The organism is Azospira sp. MPR-LB4 (genome assembly GCF_058809525.1).
The window spans coordinates 335,192-351,230 of sequence record NZ_CM179521.1; the positions used below are offsets into that span (position 1 = coordinate 335,192).

Below are 16,039 nucleotides of genomic sequence, written 5' to 3' on the forward strand. Positions count from 1 at the left end.
ATTCAGGGCGAAAAAAAGCCAGCTCCACGGAGCTGGCTTTTTCCTGGCGCTGACGCCTTACCTTACTTGTTGCGGGTTTCCACCAGCACCAGAGGCTCGTCGCTGATCACCACCGGTGCCGGCCGGGTACGCCGGGGGCGGGGAACTTCGTTCTCCACCACTGCAGCCTGGACCTGACGGGCCTTATCCGCGCTGGTTTCCACCATCACCAGGCCGCTGGCTTCCAGGGCCTGGTCGATGTTGGCGACCACGGGCTTGATTTCGGCCGGAGGCACGGCAATGGGTTCGACGGCGCGGGGCGGGGTCGGAATAACCTGCTCCTCCACCGGTGCAACGACCTCTTCGACGGCCACGACCGGGGCGGCTTCGGGGATTGCTGCTTCAACTGCAGCTGCCGGGGCTTCCTCTACTGCCGGCGCGACTTCCGCTGCAGACTCAACCACGGCAACGGTCGGCGCCACAGCTTCCACCGCGGCGACTGCCACGGGCTCGACCGGGTTTGCCACTTCCACAACGGCGGCGGCGATGACCGGCGCCTGTTCTTGGCTTACCTCGGTGACAGCATTTTGCTGCACTTCGCCTTCAGCGCCATTTTCCTGGCGGCGCTCGCCCCGGTCACGACGGTTGTTGCGACGACCGCGACGACCGCGACCACCCTCTTCATCACCCTGGGGCGCAGCTTGCTCTGGAGCAGTGCCGGCAGCCTGGGTGTTGAGTGCATCGGCCTGGGCGGCTACTGCCTGCTGGGCCTTGTCCTCGCTGTTGCGTTCGCGGCGGGGCTGGCGTTCGCGCCGTTCCTTGCGCTGCTCGTTCTGCTGTTCGCCGCGCTCGTTGTCGGCCTGGACGGCATTGTTGCGCTCGCCGTTGCGGTCACCCCGGTCGCCCCGTTGGCGACGGCCTTCGCGAGGCTGCTGCTCGCGGGCATTGTCGCCCTGGGTTTCGCCGCGGGTGGGGCGTTCGCCCCGCTCGCCGCCGTTGCGGCCTTCGGCGCCTTCACCGCGGCCACGGCCACGCTGTTCGCCACGACCACGGCCGCGCTGCTCGCCGCGGCCCTGGCCTTCACTGCGCTGGCCACGGCCCTTGCGCGGGGTGGCTGCCGGTTCGGGAGTGGGCTCGACGGTCTTGTTGCCGCGGAACCAGGAGAAAATCTTGCCGATGATGCCTTCACTCTTGGCGACAGGGGCGGCAGCCGGCTTCTCGGCCACCACGGGAGCGGGCTGCTCCGGTGTGATGTGCTTGATGGCGGCTTCCTGGCGCGGCTGGCGGGCTTCGCTCTGGGCATTGGCCAGTTGCTTCACTTCTTCCGCCGGCATTTCCATCATGCGGTAGGACGGCTGTTGTACGTCCTCGTTGTTGAGGTCGTCGTGGCGCAGGCGCTGAATGGTGTGGGCCGGAGTTTCCAGGTGCACATTGGGGATCAGCAGGATGGTGACCTTGTGGCGCAACTCGATGGCCTGGATGTCGGGGCGCTTCTCGTTGAGCAGGAAGGTGGCCACGTCCACCGGCACCTGGGTATGCACGGCGGCGGTGTTGTCCTTCATCGCTTCCTCTTCGAGAATACGCAGGATGTGCAGGGCGGCCGATTCGGTGGAGCGGATGTGGCCGGTGCCGGTACAGCGGGGGCAGGGGATGTAGCTGGTCTCGGCCAGGGCGGGACGCAGGCGCTGGCGGGACAGTTCCATCAGGCCGAAGCGGCTGATCTTGCCCATCTGCACCCGGGCCCGGTCATGGCGGAGGGCGTCGCGCAGGCGGTTTTCCACCTCGCGCTGGTTTTTCTGGCTCTCCATGTCGATGAAGTCGATGACAATGAGGCCGCCCAGGTCGCGCAGGCGCAGTTGGCGGGCGATTTCGTCGGCCGCTTCCTGGTTGGTCTTGAGCGCGGTTTCCTCAATGTCCTGGCCGCGGGTGGAGCGGCCGGAGTTCACGTCCACTGACACCAGGGCTTCGGTGTGGTCGATGACGATGGCGCCGCCGGACGGCAGGTTCACCTGACGGGAGTAGGCCGATTCGATCTGGTGTTCGATCTGGAAGCGGGAGAAGAGGGGGACGTCGTCCCGGTACAGCTTGACCCGGTTCTCGTTGGCCGGCATGACCGTGCCCATGAAGGAACGGGCCTGCTCGAAAATCTCGTCCGTATCGATGAGGATTTCACCGATGTCGGGCTGGAAATAGTCGCGGATGGCGCGGATGACCAGGCTGCCTTCCAGGTAGATCAGGAAGGGGCCGGACTGGCTGGTGGCGGCGCCTTCGATGGCTTCCCACAGCTTCAGCAGGTAGTTGAGGTCCCACTGCAGTTCTTCGGCGTTGCGGCCGATGGCGGCGGTACGGGCGATGAGGCTCATGCCGCCGGGGACCTGCAACTGGTCCATAACGTCGCGCAGTTCGGCCCGTTCGTCACCTTCGACACGGCGGGAGACGCCGCCGCCGCGGGGATTGTTGGGCATCAGGACCAGGTAGCGGCCGGCCAGGGATACGAAGGTGGTAAGGGCGGCGCCCTTGTTGCCGCGCTCGTCCTTCTCGACCTGGACGATGACTTCCTGGCCTTCCTTGAGGGCTTCCTTGATGCTGGCGCGATTGTCTACGCCGGGCTGGAAATAGGAGCGGGAAACTTCCTTGAACGGGAGAAAGCCGTGACGCTCTTCGCCGTAATTGACGAAACAGGCCTCGAGGCTGGGTTCGATGCGGGTGATGACACCCTTGTAGATGTTGCTCTTGCGTTGTTCCTTGGCGGCTGACTCAATGTCGAGGTCAATCAGTTTCTGGCCATCGACAATGGCGACACGGAGTTCTTCAGCCTGTGTCGCATTGAAAAGCATGCGTTTCATTTATTGGGCTCCCGCACTTTTCGCACGAACGGAGTCCCGGCGCAGGCAGCGACACGATTAGTTGGGTTGTACTTTTTGAGTCCGCATTGTGGGCGTGCAACTAATGGTGAAAGGAAAATGTGTTCCTGAATTCGCTGAAAAATCTTTCGGCGGGCCCGGAAATAACCGGGGCCGGGAAATCTGCTCGGGGGTACCGATGCGTGCTTAGGGCGCGCAAATCAAGTAGTATCGCTACTTTTGGTGAGCGAACTTAACCAGTTCCGATTTGCGTTGGCTTGATCCCATACAGGTTGGTACGGGTTGAGGCCGCTTAAGGCCTGCCGGATTTCATGGTTTCCCATTTTGCATGCCGCGCAATCATGTTGCGGCTGGGAAAAACCTTCTGGTCTCACGGCGCAGCGCCTCTTTCAGGCCGAGACGAAAATCCGTTTCAGTATATTCAAAATGCCCGACGTTAGCAAAAATTCCGTAACACGGGCCACCATCGGCGAAGACGAGCAGGGCCAGCGCCTGGACAACTACCTCCTGCGGGTGTGCAAGGGGGTTCCCAAGAGCCACATCTACCGCATTCTCCGCAGTGGCGAGGTCCGCGTTAACAGCAAGCGTGCCGATGCGGCCTATCGCATCCAGGCTGGCGACATCCTGCGCATTCCGCCGATCCGGGTTGCTGCCCGGCCGGATGAGGTGGCGGCCGCCGAAGTGGCCGGCCAGGCGGTGAAGGCCGATTTGCCCCTTTTGTATGAGGATGATGCCCTGTTGGCTGTAAACAAGCCGGCCGGCATCGCGGTCCATGGGGGGAGCGGTGTGTCCTTCGGCGTCATCGAGGCCCTGCGCCATCAGCGGCCCCAGGCCAAGTTGCTGGAGCTGGCCCACCGTCTCGACCGGGAAACCTCCGGGATACTCCTGGTGGCGAAGAAGCGCTCGGCCCTGACGGCCCTGCACGACATGTTCCGTGAAGGCGGGGCAGGGCGGGGCGCCGACAAGCGCTATCTGGTGGCGGTGCAGGGGCGCTGGATGGACCCGCTGCGCCATTGCCGGCAGGCGCTTCACAAATATCTGTTGGACAACGGCGAGCGCCGGGTGCGGGTCGATCCGGAGGGCAAGCCGTCCCATACGGTTTTTCGCCTGGTGGCCCGATGGCAGCGTTTCAGTCTGCTCGAAGCGGAACTGAAGAGCGGTCGCACCCATCAGATACGGGTGCATCTGGCGCACCTGGGATATCCCATCCTGGGTGATGACAAATATGGGGATTTCGCCCTGAACCGGGAATTGCAGCGGGAAGGGTTGAAACGCATGTTCCTTCACGCCTGGAGAATGCGCTTTCCCCATCCCCTGACCAAGGAAGCCATGAGCCTGGAGGCGCCCTTGCCGCCGGCCCTGGCCAGTTTCCTGCATCATCTGTCCGAAAGTGAAGTTCAGGATTATGGCGAAGCGTTTTGATCTAGTTGTCTTCGACTGGGATGGCACCCTGCTCGACTCCGCCGCAGCCATCGTCAGCGCCGTCCAGGCGGCCTGTGTCGATCTGGGGCTGCCGGTGCCCAGCGATGCCCAGGCGCGCCATGTGATCGGCCTGGGCCTGTCGGACGCCTTGCGCAGCGCCGTGCCGGACCTGGAACCGGCCCAGTATCCGCTGATGGTGGAGCGCTACCGCCATCATTATCTGTCCCGGGACCACGAACTGGCCCTGTTTGCCGGTGCCGTGGAACTGGTGCGGGAACTGGAGGCGGCCGGGCATCTGCTGGCCGTGGCAACCGGCAAGAGCCGGCTGGGGCTGGATCGTGCCCTCAAGGTCAGTGGCCTGGGCCCCCATTTCCACTCCAGCCGCTGTGCCGACGAGTGCTTCTCCAAGCCCCATCCCCAGATGCTGGAAGAATTGATGGCGGAACTGGCCGTCGCCCCGGAGCGCACGGTCATGATCGGCGACACCACCCATGACTTGCAGATGGCGCGCAATGCGGGAGTGGATGCCCTGGCGGTCAGCTATGGTGCCCATGAGCCCGAGGTGCTGCTGGCCCATGGCCCCCTGGAAACCTTCTCCCGGCTGGAAGACCTGGCGGCATGGCTACGTCACCACGCCTGATTTGCGCCTCCGGCGATCTGCTCGAAGGTGGCGCCGGCGTGCGTTTCAGCGTGCCGCGCGCGGGCGGTGATGTTCCTGCATTTGCGGTGCGCTTTGACGGTGTGGTGCGGGCCTATCTCAACCGCTGCGCCCATGTGCCCATCGAGCTGGATTGGCAGCCGGGCGAATTTTTCGATCACTCGAAGCTATACTTGGTTTGCGCCACCCATGGCGCTCTTTACGCGCCGGAATCCGGCGCCTGCCTTGGCGGCCGTTGCAATGGCCGGGGGCTGACGCCGGTGGCCGTGACTGAGCAGGATGGCCTTGTTTATTTTCTTGAATCGGATTGACCCAACGTGGATACCCCGACCTTGCCCCCTCCCGATTTTGGCCCCAAGCACGGCAATGATGCAGCCTGGGAGCGGAAGACCCTGGAAAAGCTGGCGTTTGCCTCCCTGGCCGAGCAGAAGACCCGGCGTCGCTGGGGCATCTTCTTCAAGCTGCTGGGTTTCGCTTATCTGACGGTAGTCCTGGCGCTGGCGTTTGACTGGGGTGATACGGAAAAACTGGCTGATGGCCGCCATACCGCTCTGGTGCAACTGAAGGGGGTCATTGATTCCAGTGGCGAGGCCAGCGCGGACAAGATCAATTCCGCCTTGCGCTCTGCTTTCGAGGACAAGGGTACGGCCGGCGTCATCCTGCGCATCAACAGCCCCGGCGGTAGTCCGGTCCAGTCCGGCATCATCAACGATGAAATCCGCCGCCTGCGCGGCAAGTACCCGGATATTCCCCTGTACGTCGTGGTTGAGGATGTTTGTGCTTCCGGCGGCTATTACGTGGCTGCCGCGGCCGACAAGATTTTCGTGGACAAGGCCAGTCTGGTGGGTTCCATCGGCGTGTTGATGGACGGTTTCGGTTTTACCGGGACCATGGACAAGCTTGGCGTGGAGCGGCGCCTGCTGACTGCCGGCGAAAACAAGGGCTTCCTCGATCCCTTCTCGCCCCAGGACCCGAAGCAGAAGCTGATGGCCCAGACCATGCTCGGCGAAATCCACAAGCAGTTCATCGATGTGGTCAAGAAGGGGCGTGGCCAGCGTCTCAAGGAAACCCCGGACATGTTCTCCGGCCTGGTGTGGACCGGTGCCCGCAGCATCGAGCTGGGTCTGGCTGACGACTTTGGCACGGTGAGCAGTGTGGCCAGGGATGTAATCAAGGCCGAAAAGGTGATGGACTACACCCAGAAGGAAAACATCGCCGAGCGCTTTGCCAAACGTTTTGGTGCCGACATGGTGCAAGGGGCGGTCAAGGCCCTGGGGCAGGCCAGCCAGCCCCAGGCCCGTTAAGTACCGATCCTAGACGGAAAGGAAGAGGAAAACCGTCGGCTCCTTGGCGACGGGATCTTCTTCCTTGCGCCACTGGGCCACGCTCAGGGTGCGTAGGCGCTGTTGGGGCAGGGTCAGGCTGCTGGCCAGGCAGAGCAGGGTGGAGGGCGCCAGGTGTTGCAGCAGGCTGTTGAGCATCTGGGTGTTGCGATAGGGCGTCTCGATGAACATCTGGGTCTGGTTCTGGCGCCGGGATTCCTGCTCCAGCGCCTTGAGGCGCTTGCTGCGCTCATCTTCCTTGGCCGGCAGGTAGCCGTGAAAGGCGAAGCGCTGGCCGCACAGGCCGGACCCCATCAGGGCCAACAGCAGGGAAGAGGGGCCGATCAGCGGCACGACGGTGATGCCTTCCTGCTGGGCCAGGCGAATCAGGTCGGCGCCCGGGTCGGCAACGCCCGGGCACCCCGCTTCCGATACCAGGCCCACGTCAAATCCCTGGCGTAATGGTTGCAGCAGCCCTTCCAGGGCATTGGCCCGGGTGTGCTCGTTCAATTCCTGAATCTGGATTTCCTGCAGGGGGACCGAAATCTCCAGGCTTTTGAGAAATGCCCGGGCACTTTTGGCGTTCTCGGCAATGAAGTGCCGCAACTGCCTGGCCTGTTCGCAGACGGGGGTGGGCAGAACCGCAGCGGGAGGGGTGGGACCCAGAGGTACCGGAATTAGGAAGAGGGTGCCGCGAGGGAGGGGCTGGGGGGCGCTCATGGCGATGCGTCCTTAAAGAATAGGGAAGGCTTCGGCTCTCAGCATGTCGCAGAGGGCGATCAGGGGCAGTCCGATGAGGGCGTTGGGATCGTCCCCCTCCATTTTGGCGATGAGGCTGATGCCCAGCCCTTCGGCCTTGGCGCTGCCGGCGCAGTTGTAGGGAGTCTCGGCGCGCAGGTAGCGCTCGATCTCGCCGTCGCTCAGCTGGCGGAAGGTGACCAGGGTCGGGATGCCCCGGATCTGGGTGCGACCGGTGCTGCTGTTGTAGAGGCACAGGCCGGTATAGAAATTAACCGTGCGTCCCCGCATCTGCTGCAGTTGTGCCACGGCACGCTCATGGTTGCCCGGTTTTCCGAAAACCTGCCCATCCAGGCAGGCCACCTGGTCGCTGCCGATGATCAGTGCATCGGGGTGTTGGGCAGCCACGGCCCTGGCCTTGGCTTCGGAAAGGCGCAGTGCGGTCTGCTCCGGGCTCTCGCCTGCGAGCGGGGTTTCGTCTACTGCTGGGTTTTCCGTGGCAAAGGGCAGGCGCAGGCGGGCCAGGAGTTCCCGGCGAAAAGGGGAGGTGGAAGCCAGAATCAGGGCGGGCTGGGGCAGAGTGGGCATTAGAAATGGAGAGGTGAATTCGGGCAGAAGAGCGCTGCCCATGAGGGGGAATGAGGCGGTGCGGTAGAAAACGCGGATAAGTCTTTGCCTTTGTTGTTGAAACCCTAATTTCGGCCCGCGTTTTTCTTTGACATGCAAAGCCGAAAATAATATCATCCGCGCCTTATGTCGCAACAGGTTGTGATCGATAGTCTGGCTTTTGCGCGTGACGCCCGTCGTTTGGAAGGTGATCTCGCCATGGCCGACATGCCCCGGGTGCATGATCTGCTGACGGAAGTCAGCGGTAGTGTGCACTACCGGCTTACCGGCCGGATCGGCGCGCTGGGCAAGTCCCAGTTGCTGCTGCAGTTGGATGGCTTCGTGCCGCTGCGTTGTCAGCGCTGCATGGAGCGCCTGGATTTTCCGCTTCACGTCGAGTCCGTACTCGAGTTGGTGGAAAGTGAGGCCGATCTGACCCAGGAGGATCTGGAAGATGATTCCAGGGACTTTCTCCCGGCGGAAAAGAAACTCGATGTACTGGCGCTGATCGAGGACGAGGTCATTCTCGCCCTGCCGGTGGTGCCGCGTCACGATAGTTGCAGCCTCCCCGGAGGCGGCGAGAAATCGGTGAAGGAATCTCCCTTCGCCGTGCTTGCCGGCCTCAAGGGTAAGGCTTAATGATTTTTTAGGAGCTAGTTATGGCCGTTCAACAGAACAAAAAGTCCCCGTCCAAGCGTGGCATGCATCGTTCCCACGACTTCCTGACCACCCCCGCTACCGCCGTTGAACCCACCACCGGCGAAGTGCACCTGCGTCACCACATCAGCCCCAACGGTTTCTACCGCGGCAAGAAGGTCACCAAGGCTAAGGGCGAGTAATCCCCTTAGACGAGGCAGGCAGTTCCCCGCGAGGGGAGGACTGCCTGCCTTTTCTTTTACCCAATTCGAGTCCTCGGATGGGAATCACCATTGCTATCGATTGCATGGGCGGGGACCACGGTCCCAACGTCACCGTGCCGGCTGCGCTCGACTTCTTGAGCCGCAACGCGGACGCCCGTGTCATTTTGGTCGGCCTGGAGGAAAAACTCCGGGCGATCCTGCCTGCTCCCGTGCCGGAACGGGTCGCCATCCGCCACGCATCCGAAGTGGTGGCCATGGACGAGCCGCCGGCCCTGGCCCTGCGCAACAAAAAAGACTCTTCCATGCGGGTTGCCATCAACCTGGTCAAGGAGGGGGAGGCGGACGCCTGTATTTCCGCCGGCAATACGGGGGCCCTGATGGCCATTTCCCGTTTCGTCCTGAAAATGTTGCCCGGTATCGACCGGCCGGCCATCTGCGCCGTGCTGCCCACGGTCAAGGGCCATGTCCATGTGTTGGACATGGGGGCCAACGTGGACTGCTCGCCGGAGCACCTGCTGCAGTTCGGCATCATGGGGGCCATGCTGGTGGCCGCCGTGGATCACCGCGAGCAGCCGACGGTGGGCATTCTCAACATCGGCGAAGAAGACATCAAGGGCAATGAGGTGGTCAAGCAGGCCGCCGAGTTGCTGCGCAATTCGGGTCTCAACTTCATCGGTAACGTCGAAGGTGATGGCGTGTACAAGGGCGAGGCCGAAGTCGTGGTTTGTGACGGCTTTGTCGGTAACGTGGCCCTCAAGACGTCCGAAGGTCTGGCCCAGATGTTGTCCACCTTCCTGCGTCAGGAGTTTGGGCGCAACCTCTTTACCAAGCTGGTTGCCCTTCTGGCGCTACCGGTGCTCAAGGGCTTCAAGCGCCGCGTCGATCATCGTCGCTACAACGGCGCCAGCCTGCTCGGGCTCAAGGGCATCGTCGTCAAGAGCCATGGCTCGGCCGATGCCTACGGTTTCCGCCACGCCATCGAACGGGCTGCCGAGGAAGCAAGGGGGCAGGTGTTGAGCCGCATTGCCGACCAGGTTGCCCGTCACGTTTCCAGTTCCTCTCAAGCGGCTGCCGTAGCGGCCCAGGAGTCTGCCTAATATGTATGCCAAGATTACCGGGGTCGGCAGCTATCTGCCGGCCCAGGCCGTGAGCAACGACGATCTGGTGGCCCGCGGGGTCGATACCAGCGACGAATGGATTGCCACCCGTACCGGTATTCGTAATCGGCACCTGGCGGAACCCGGCCAGACCTCCAGCGATCTCGGCTTCGAAGCGGCTCGCCGGGCCCTGGAGATGGCCGGCGTGGATGCCGCCGAGTTGGACCTGATCATCGTCGCCACCTCCACTCCCGATTTCATCTTCCCCAGCACCGCCTGTCTGCTGCAGAGCAAACTGGGCAACAAGGGGGCAACCTGCTTCGACGTGCAGGCCGTCTGCGCCGGCTTTGTCTATGCACTGAGCATTGCGGAAAAGTTCGTCCGTTCGGGCTCCCACAAGAAGGCACTGGTGGTTGGCGCCGAAGTTTTCTCCCGCATCCTGGACTGGAACGACCGGGGTACCTGCGTGCTCTTCGGCGACGGCGCCGGTGCCGTGGTGCTGGAAGCCTCCGATGCACCCGGCATCCTTGCCACCGCCCTGCATGCGGACGGCAGCCACCATGGCATTCTTTCGGTGCCCGGCAATGTGGCCGGCGGTGCGGTGATCGGCGATCCCTTCCTGCGCATGGATGGCCAGGCCGTGTTCAAGTTCGCCGTGCGCGTCCTTGCCGACGTGGCGGCCGAGACCTGCGCGGCCGCCGGGGTGGCGACTTCCGATGTGGATTGGCTGGTGCCGCACCAGGCCAATCTGCGCATCATCGATTCCACCGGCAAGAAGCTGGGCATCCCCAGCGACAAGGTGGTGGTGACCGTGGACCGCCACGGCAATACTTCCGCTGCATCCGTACCCCTGGCGCTGGATACGGCAGTGCGCGACGGACGCATCCAGCGCGGACAGAAGGTGCTGCTGGAAGGCGTCGGCGGCGGCTTCACCTGGGGCGCCGTGCTGTTCCAGTTCTAACTGCATTCAAGCTCTCAGAGGTTAATTCCCATGGCTTTTGCGTTCGTATTTCCCGGTCAAGGTTCCCAGGCAGTCGGCATGATGGCGGCCTACGGCGACTCCGCCGTGGTCCGTGCCACGTTCGATGAAGCATCCGCCGCCTTGGGCGAAGACCTGTGGCAGATGGTGGCCGAAGGTCCGGCCGAAGTGCTGTCCCAGACGGTGAATACCCAGCCTGTCATGCTGACCGCCGGCATCGCTGCCTGGCGCCTGTGGCTGGACAAGGGTGGCAAGATGCCGGCCGTTGTCGCCGGCCACAGTCTGGGTGAGTATTCCGCCCTGGTGGCTGCCGGCGTCCTGCAGTTCAAGGACGCCGTGCCCCTGGTGCGGCTGCGGGCTGCTGCCATGCAGGAGGCCGTGCCTCTTGGCACCGGCGCCATGGCCGCCATTCTCGGCCTGGACGACGACGGCATCCGCGCCGCCTGTGCCGAAGCGGCCCAGGGCGAGGTGGTGGAGCCGGTGAATTTCAACGCTGCCGGCCAGACCGTCATCGCCGGCCACAAGGCCGCCGTGGAACGGGCCATGGAAGTGTGCAAGACCAAGGGCGCCAAGCGCGCCGTGGCCCTGCCGGTGTCCGCCCCGTTCCATTCCTCCCTGATCCGCCCGGCGGCTGACAAGCTGGCCCTGCGTCTGGCTGAACTGGAATTGCAGGCGCCCCGTATTCCCGTGGTCAATAACGTGGATGTGGCCGTGGAAAGCGATCCGGCCCGTATTCGCGATGCCCTGGTGCGTCAGGCCTATAATCCGGTGCGCTGGGTCGAGACGATCCAGAAAATGGCTGCCATGGGCGTCACCGTGGTGGCAGAATGCGGTCCCGGCAAGGTGCTGGCCGGCCTGACCAAGCGCTGTGCCGATGGCGTCAATGGTGTGGCCCTGGCCGACCTGGCTGCCATCGAAGCCAATATCAACCTGGAGTAAAACCATGCTGCAAGGACAAATTGCCCTCGTTACCGGCGCTTCCCGGGGTATCGGCAAGGCAGTGGCTCTGGAACTGGCCCGCCTGGGCGCCACCGTGGTTGGCACCGCCACCAGCGACGACGGTGCTGGCAAGATTTCCGCCTACCTTGCCGAGGCCGGCGCCAAGGGGCGCGGTGCGCTCCTCGAAGTGCGTGACCAAGCCCAGGTGGACGCCCTGATCGCCGCTCTGGAAAAGGAGTTCGGCGCAGTCTCCATTCTCGTCAACAATGCCGGCATCACCCGGGACAACCTGGCCATGCGCATGAAGGACGACGAGTGGGATGCGGTCATCGACACCAACCTGAAGGCCGTCTTCCGCCTTTCCAAGGCCGTCATGCGCGGCATGATGAAGGCCCGCGCCGGCCGCATCATCAATATCACTTCCGTGGTCGGCCATGCCGGCAATCCGGGGCAGGCCAATTACTGCGCGGCCAAGGCCGGCGTTTCCGGCATGACCCGTTCCCTGGCCCGGGAGCTGGGCAGCCGCAACATCACGGTCAACTGCGTCGCGCCTGGCTTCATCGATACCGACATGACCAAGGCTCTGGACGACAAGCAGAAAGAAGGTTTGCTGGGTAACATTCCCCTGGGCCGCCTCGGCAGCCCGGAGGACATCGCCGCCGCCGTAGCCTTCCTGGCCTCCCCGGCCGCAGGCTACGTGACCGGCAGCACCATCCATGTCAACGGCGGTATGTATATGGATTAATGGCGGTTTTCCGCCTGAGGATCCCGCGTTTTGTAAGCGCGGGGCGTTTTGGTAAAATAAGCAAGTTTGTCTGATACCCGATAACAGGGAAGGAGTCCTGAATGGAAAACCTGGAACAGCGCGTTAAGAAGATCGTTGCCGAGCAACTGGGCGTCAACGAAGCCGACATCAAGACCGAGTCCTCCTTTGTGGATGACCTGGGTGCCGACTCTCTGGATACCGTCGAGCTGGTGATGGCCCTCGAAGAAGAATTCGAGACCGAGATCCCCGACGAAGACGCCGAGAAGATCACCACCGTGCAACAAGCCATCGATTACGTTCTGTCCCACAAGAAGTAATCACCCGGGTACGGGACTTCCCTGCCAACCGGCGCCTTCGTGGCGCCGGTCCAGCATTGATGCAGGGAGCCCGCCCTTCTGCAGTATTCTGTATCACCTCTCCCCTCATTCTTTCCGGAGCTAAAGTTGGCACGTCGTCGCGTCGTCATCACCGGGCTGGGGCTTGTTTCCCCGGTCGGTAACAGCGTTGAAGAAGCTTGGCAAAACCTCCTGGCCGGTCGCTCCGGTATTACTGCCATCACCAAGTTCGATGCATCCACTTTCCCCACCCGCATTGCCGGGGAAGTGAAGAACTTCGATATCGGCACCTACATTTCCGCCAAGGACGCCCGCCGCATGGATACCTTCATCCATTACGGCATGGCGGCCGGCATCCAGGCCATCAAGGATGCCGGGCTTGAAGCCAATCCGGTCGATGCGGAGCGCATCGGCGTGGCGATCGGTTCCGGCATCGGTGGCCTGCCCCTGATCGAGAACACCAAGGACGATTACATCGCCGGCGGTGTGCGCAAGATTTCCCCCTTCTTCGTTCCCGGTTCGATCATCAACATGATCTCCGGCAACCTGTCCATCCTGTATGGCTACAAGGGTCCCAATATCGCCGTGGTGACCGCCTGCACCACCGGCACCCACAACATCGGCGAAGCTGCCCGCCTCATCGAGTACGGCGATGCCGACGTGATGATTGCCGGCGGTGCCGAGTCCACCGTGACCCCCCTGGGCATGGGTGGCTTCTGCGCTGCCCGGGCCCTGTCCACCCGCAATGACGATCCCACCACCGCCAGCCGGCCCTGGGACAAGGATCGTGACGGCTTCGTGCTGGGCGAGGGTGGCGGCGCCATGGTGCTGGAAGAGTATGAGCACGCCAAGGCCCGGGGCGCCCGCATTTATGCGGAGCTGGCAGGCTACGGCATGAGCGGCGATGCTTACCACATGACCGCTCCCAGCACTGATGGTCCGAAGCGTTCCATGCTCAATGCCCTGCGCAATGCCGGCGTGAACCCTGACCAGGTGCAGTACCTGAATGCCCATGGTACTTCCACGCCCCTGGGCGACAAGAACGAAACCGATGCCATCAAGCTGGCCTTCGGCGATGCCGCCAAGGGCCTGGTGGTGAATTCCACCAAGTCCATGACCGGCCACCTGCTGGGCGGCGCCGGCGGCATCGAGTCCATCTTCAGCGTCCTGGCGGTCCATCACCAGGTTTCCCCGCCCACCATCAACATTTTCGAGCAGGATCCGGAATGTGATCTGGACTACTGTGCCAACACGGCTCGGGAAATGAAGATCGACGTGGCCCTGAAGAACAACTTCGGCTTCGGCGGCACCAACGGTTCCCTGGTGTTCAAGCGCATCTGAGCGAGACCAACGGGATGAGGTTGCCGCTGCTTCTGCAACTACAACCCTCCCGCCGCCTGGCAATGCTGCTCGTTGCCTTGCACGCCGCCGCTTCTGGCGGCGTTTTCATTTTGGGCTGGAATATATGGGCGACGCTTGGCCTGCTGGCCTTGCTGCTCGTTTCCCTGGCCTTCGCCCTGCGGCGCCACTATGGGCGGCATCCGGCCTGGGTACGCCTGGGGCAGAAGGGGGAGCTGGCCTGGGGTCAGGGGGAAAAGGAAAGTCCCCGGCTGCGGTTGCTGCCGGGGACTTGCTGGCGTCATCTGGTAGTGCTGCGCTATCGCCTGGAGCAGGAGGACGGGACCTGGTCCCGTCCCCATGCCGTGTGCCTGCTGGCGGACAGCCTGGCCGACGAGGCGTCGTTCCGCCAGTTGCGGGTGTGGCTGGGCTGGCGGGCCAAAATCAGGGACGACGGGATTTTCTGAGGATGGTGTTGCGCGGCTTGGGCAGCAGTCCGGGGTAGTCGCGGCTGAAGTGCAGGCCGCGGCTTTCCTTACGTTTGAGGGCGCAGCGGACGATCAGGTCGGCCGTCACCACCAGATTGCGCAGTTCAATGAGGTCGTGGCTGACCCGGAAGTGGGTGTAGAACTCGTTGATTTCCCGCATCAGCAGGCGGATGCGGTGCTGGGCCCGCTGCAGGCGCTTGGTGGTGCGCACGATGCCGACGTAGTCCCACATGAAGCGGCGCAGTTCATCCCAGTTGTGGGAAATGACGATTTCCTCATCCGGGTCGGAAACCCGGCTTTCATCCCACTGGGGCAGGGCAGGGATGGCGACCTTGGGCTGGGCCTTGATGTCGGCCACGGCCGCTTCGGAGAAGACCACGCATTCCAGCAGGGAGTTGGAGGCGAGACGGTTTGCGCCGTGCAGGCCGGAGCAGGAGGCTTCGCCGGCGGCGTAGAGGCCGGCGATGTCGGTGCGGGCCTTGAGGTCGGTGATGATGCCGCCGCAGGTGTAGTGGGCGGCCGGCACCACCGGGATCGGGTCCTTGCTGATGTCGATGCCCAGTTCCAGGCAACGGGCGTGGATGTTGGGGAAGTGCTCCAGCAGGAATTCCTTGGGCTTGTGGGAAATGTCCAGGAAAACGCAATCCAGGCCCCGCTTTTTCATCTCGAAGTCGATGGCCCGGGCCACCACGTCCCGCGGCGCCAGTTCCGCCCGCGGGTCATGGTCGGGCATGAAGCGGGTGCCGTCCGGCAGGCGCAGAATGCCGCCCTCGCCCCGTACCGCCTCGGAAATGAGGAAGGATTTGGCCTGAGGGTGGTAAAGGCAGGTGGGATGGAACTGGATGAATTCCATGTTGGCCACCCGGCATCCGGCCCGCCAGGCCATGGCAATGCCGTCGCCGGTGGAGGTGTCCGGATTGGTGGTGTAGAGGTAGACCTTGCCGGCGCCGCCGGTGGCAATCATGGTGGCCTGGGCGCCGATGGTGCTGACTTCGCCGCTGCGGGTGTCCAGGGCATAGGCGCCGTAGCAGCGCTGCTCAGCCAGGCCCAGCTTGGCGCCGGTGATGAGGTCGATGGCGATGTGCTGTTCCAGCACCGTGATGTTGGGATGCTGGCGCACCTTGCGCGTCAGGGTGTCCTGTACCGCCAGGCCGGTGGCATCGGCCACGTGGATGACCCGGCGGGTGCTGTGGCCGCCTTCCCGGGTCAGGTGGTAGCCCTTTTCGTCCTTGGTGAAGGGGACGCCCTGCTCGATCAGCCAGTCGATGGCCCGCCGCCCGTTTTCGACGACGTAGCGGGTGGCCTTGGCGCCGTTGAGGTGGCCGCCGGCTTCGAAGGTGTCGCGGATGTGGGCTTCGATGGAATCCTGGCTGTCCAGCACGGCGGCAATGCCGCCCTGGGCCCAGGCGCTGGCACTGTCTTCCAGGCTGCGCTTGCTGATGAGGCCGACCTTGTGGGTGTCCGCCAGGCGAAGGGCGGCGGACTGTCCTGCCAGGCCGCTGCCGATGATGAGTACGTCAAAATGCTGGACCACGATGCGCTTTCTTGGTGTGCGGCTTGCATCCGCGACCGAACTGGACCGCGGGGACCGTAGGGCTGACAACTATAGCACGAGAGGGGCGCCGGGGCTTGTAGGCCGGCCGTTGCC

17 protein-coding genes are annotated in these 16,039 nt (G+C 63.4%); 13 read left to right on the forward strand and 4 right to left on the reverse strand.

Features of this window, described 5'->3' with window-relative positions; genetic code table 11:
- Positions 1 to 62: 62 nt before the first annotated feature.
- Positions 63 to 2,825, reverse strand: a complete 2,763-nt coding sequence (locus AC3QLZ_RS01535; protein ID WP_014237488.1) for an Rne/Rng family ribonuclease — start codon at positions 2,823 to 2,825, stop codon at positions 63 to 65.
- A 444-nt stretch (positions 2,826 to 3,269) separates the two neighbouring features.
- Between AC3QLZ_RS01535 and AC3QLZ_RS01540 the strand changes: the two genes are divergently transcribed.
- Genes AC3QLZ_RS01540 through AC3QLZ_RS01555 form a run of 4 tightly spaced genes read left to right on the forward strand, consistent with a single transcriptional unit; the run spans position 3,270 to position 6,227 of the window.
- Positions 3,270 to 4,265: an RluA family pseudouridine synthase gene (locus AC3QLZ_RS01540; RefSeq protein WP_014237489.1), complete on the forward strand. Its 996-nt coding sequence runs from the start codon at positions 3,270 to 3,272 to the stop codon at positions 4,263 to 4,265.
- The gene (locus AC3QLZ_RS01545; protein ID WP_014237490.1) at positions 4,249 to 4,905 is read left to right on the forward strand and encodes an HAD-IA family hydrolase; all 657 of its coding nucleotides are present in this window, start codon (positions 4,249 to 4,251) and stop codon (positions 4,903 to 4,905) included. The genes AC3QLZ_RS01540 and AC3QLZ_RS01545 overlap by 17 nt, the downstream gene beginning before the upstream one ends.
- Positions 4,884 to 5,234 (forward strand): Rieske (2Fe-2S) protein, encoded by a 351-nt coding sequence (locus AC3QLZ_RS01550; RefSeq protein ID WP_014237491.1) that lies wholly within the window; start codon positions 4,884 to 4,886, stop codon positions 5,232 to 5,234. Before AC3QLZ_RS01545 ends, AC3QLZ_RS01550 begins: the two co-directional genes overlap by 22 nt.
- A gap of 6 nt (positions 5,235 to 5,240) precedes the next feature.
- A complete protein-coding gene (locus AC3QLZ_RS01555; RefSeq protein ID WP_014237492.1) occupies positions 5,241 to 6,227 on the forward strand; it encodes a S49 family peptidase in 987 nt (328 codons plus the stop codon).
- A gap of 9 nt (positions 6,228 to 6,236) precedes the next feature.
- On the opposite strand, the gene AC3QLZ_RS01560 is transcribed toward AC3QLZ_RS01555, so the two are convergent.
- Positions 6,237 to 6,965: an SAM-dependent methyltransferase gene (locus AC3QLZ_RS01560; protein WP_014237493.1), complete on the reverse strand. Its 729-nt coding sequence runs from the start codon at positions 6,963 to 6,965 to the stop codon at positions 6,237 to 6,239.
- Positions 6,966 to 6,977: 12 nt separating this feature from the next.
- Complete coding sequence (locus AC3QLZ_RS01565; RefSeq protein ID WP_014237494.1) at positions 6,978 to 7,571, reverse strand: Maf family nucleotide pyrophosphatase; 594 nt, start codon at positions 7,569 to 7,571, stop codon at positions 6,978 to 6,980.
- Between the two features lie 180 nt (positions 7,572 to 7,751).
- On the opposite strand from AC3QLZ_RS01565, the gene AC3QLZ_RS01570 reads away from it, so the two are divergent.
- The 9 genes from AC3QLZ_RS01570 (at position 7,752) to AC3QLZ_RS01610 (ending at position 14,370) form a co-directional block, all read left to right on the forward strand.
- Positions 7,752 to 8,228 (forward strand): YceD family protein, encoded by a 477-nt coding sequence (locus tag AC3QLZ_RS01570; RefSeq protein ID WP_197739048.1) that lies wholly within the window; start codon positions 7,752 to 7,754, stop codon positions 8,226 to 8,228.
- Positions 8,229 to 8,248: 20 nt separating this feature from the next.
- A complete protein-coding gene (rpmF, locus tag AC3QLZ_RS01575) occupies positions 8,249 to 8,428 on the forward strand; it encodes a 50S ribosomal protein L32 (RefSeq protein ID WP_014237496.1) in 180 nt (59 codons plus the stop codon).
- 77 nt (positions 8,429 to 8,505) lie between these two features.
- A complete protein-coding gene (plsX, locus tag AC3QLZ_RS01580; protein WP_130458480.1) occupies positions 8,506 to 9,546 on the forward strand; it encodes a phosphate acyltransferase PlsX in 1,041 nt (346 codons plus the stop codon).
- A gap of 1 nt (position 9,547) precedes the next feature.
- Positions 9,548 to 10,507 carry a beta-ketoacyl-ACP synthase III gene (locus AC3QLZ_RS01585; RefSeq protein WP_014237498.1) on the forward strand — a complete coding sequence of 320 codons (960 nt, stop codon included), beginning with the start codon at positions 9,548 to 9,550 and terminating at the stop codon, positions 10,505 to 10,507.
- A gap of 30 nt (positions 10,508 to 10,537) precedes the next feature.
- On the forward strand, positions 10,538 to 11,464 hold the full coding sequence (gene fabD / locus AC3QLZ_RS01590; protein WP_014237499.1) for an ACP S-malonyltransferase: 927 nt from the start codon (positions 10,538 to 10,540) through the stop codon (positions 11,462 to 11,464).
- Between the two features lie 4 nt (positions 11,465 to 11,468).
- A complete protein-coding gene (gene fabG / locus AC3QLZ_RS01595; protein WP_014237500.1) occupies positions 11,469 to 12,209 on the forward strand; it encodes a 3-oxoacyl-ACP reductase FabG in 741 nt (246 codons plus the stop codon).
- Positions 12,210 to 12,310: 101 nt separating this feature from the next.
- The gene (gene acpP, locus AC3QLZ_RS01600; RefSeq protein ID WP_014237501.1) at positions 12,311 to 12,547 is read left to right on the forward strand and encodes an acyl carrier protein; all 237 of its coding nucleotides are present in this window, start codon (positions 12,311 to 12,313) and stop codon (positions 12,545 to 12,547) included.
- 126 nt (positions 12,548 to 12,673) lie between these two features.
- Complete coding sequence (gene fabF, locus AC3QLZ_RS01605) at positions 12,674 to 13,906, forward strand: beta-ketoacyl-ACP synthase II (RefSeq protein ID WP_014237502.1); 1,233 nt, start codon at positions 12,674 to 12,676, stop codon at positions 13,904 to 13,906.
- Between the two features lie 14 nt (positions 13,907 to 13,920).
- Positions 13,921 to 14,370 (forward strand): protein YgfX, encoded by a 450-nt coding sequence (locus AC3QLZ_RS01610; RefSeq protein ID WP_043798162.1) that lies wholly within the window; start codon positions 13,921 to 13,923, stop codon positions 14,368 to 14,370.
- Here AC3QLZ_RS01610 and nadB read toward each other — a convergent pair.
- Entirely contained in the window at positions 14,348 to 15,925 is a 1,578-nt protein-coding gene (gene nadB, locus AC3QLZ_RS01615) for an L-aspartate oxidase (protein ID WP_014237504.1), read from the reverse strand. The two genes, AC3QLZ_RS01610 and nadB, sit on opposite strands and share 23 nt — an antisense overlap.
- Positions 15,926 to 16,039 lie beyond the last annotated feature (114 nt).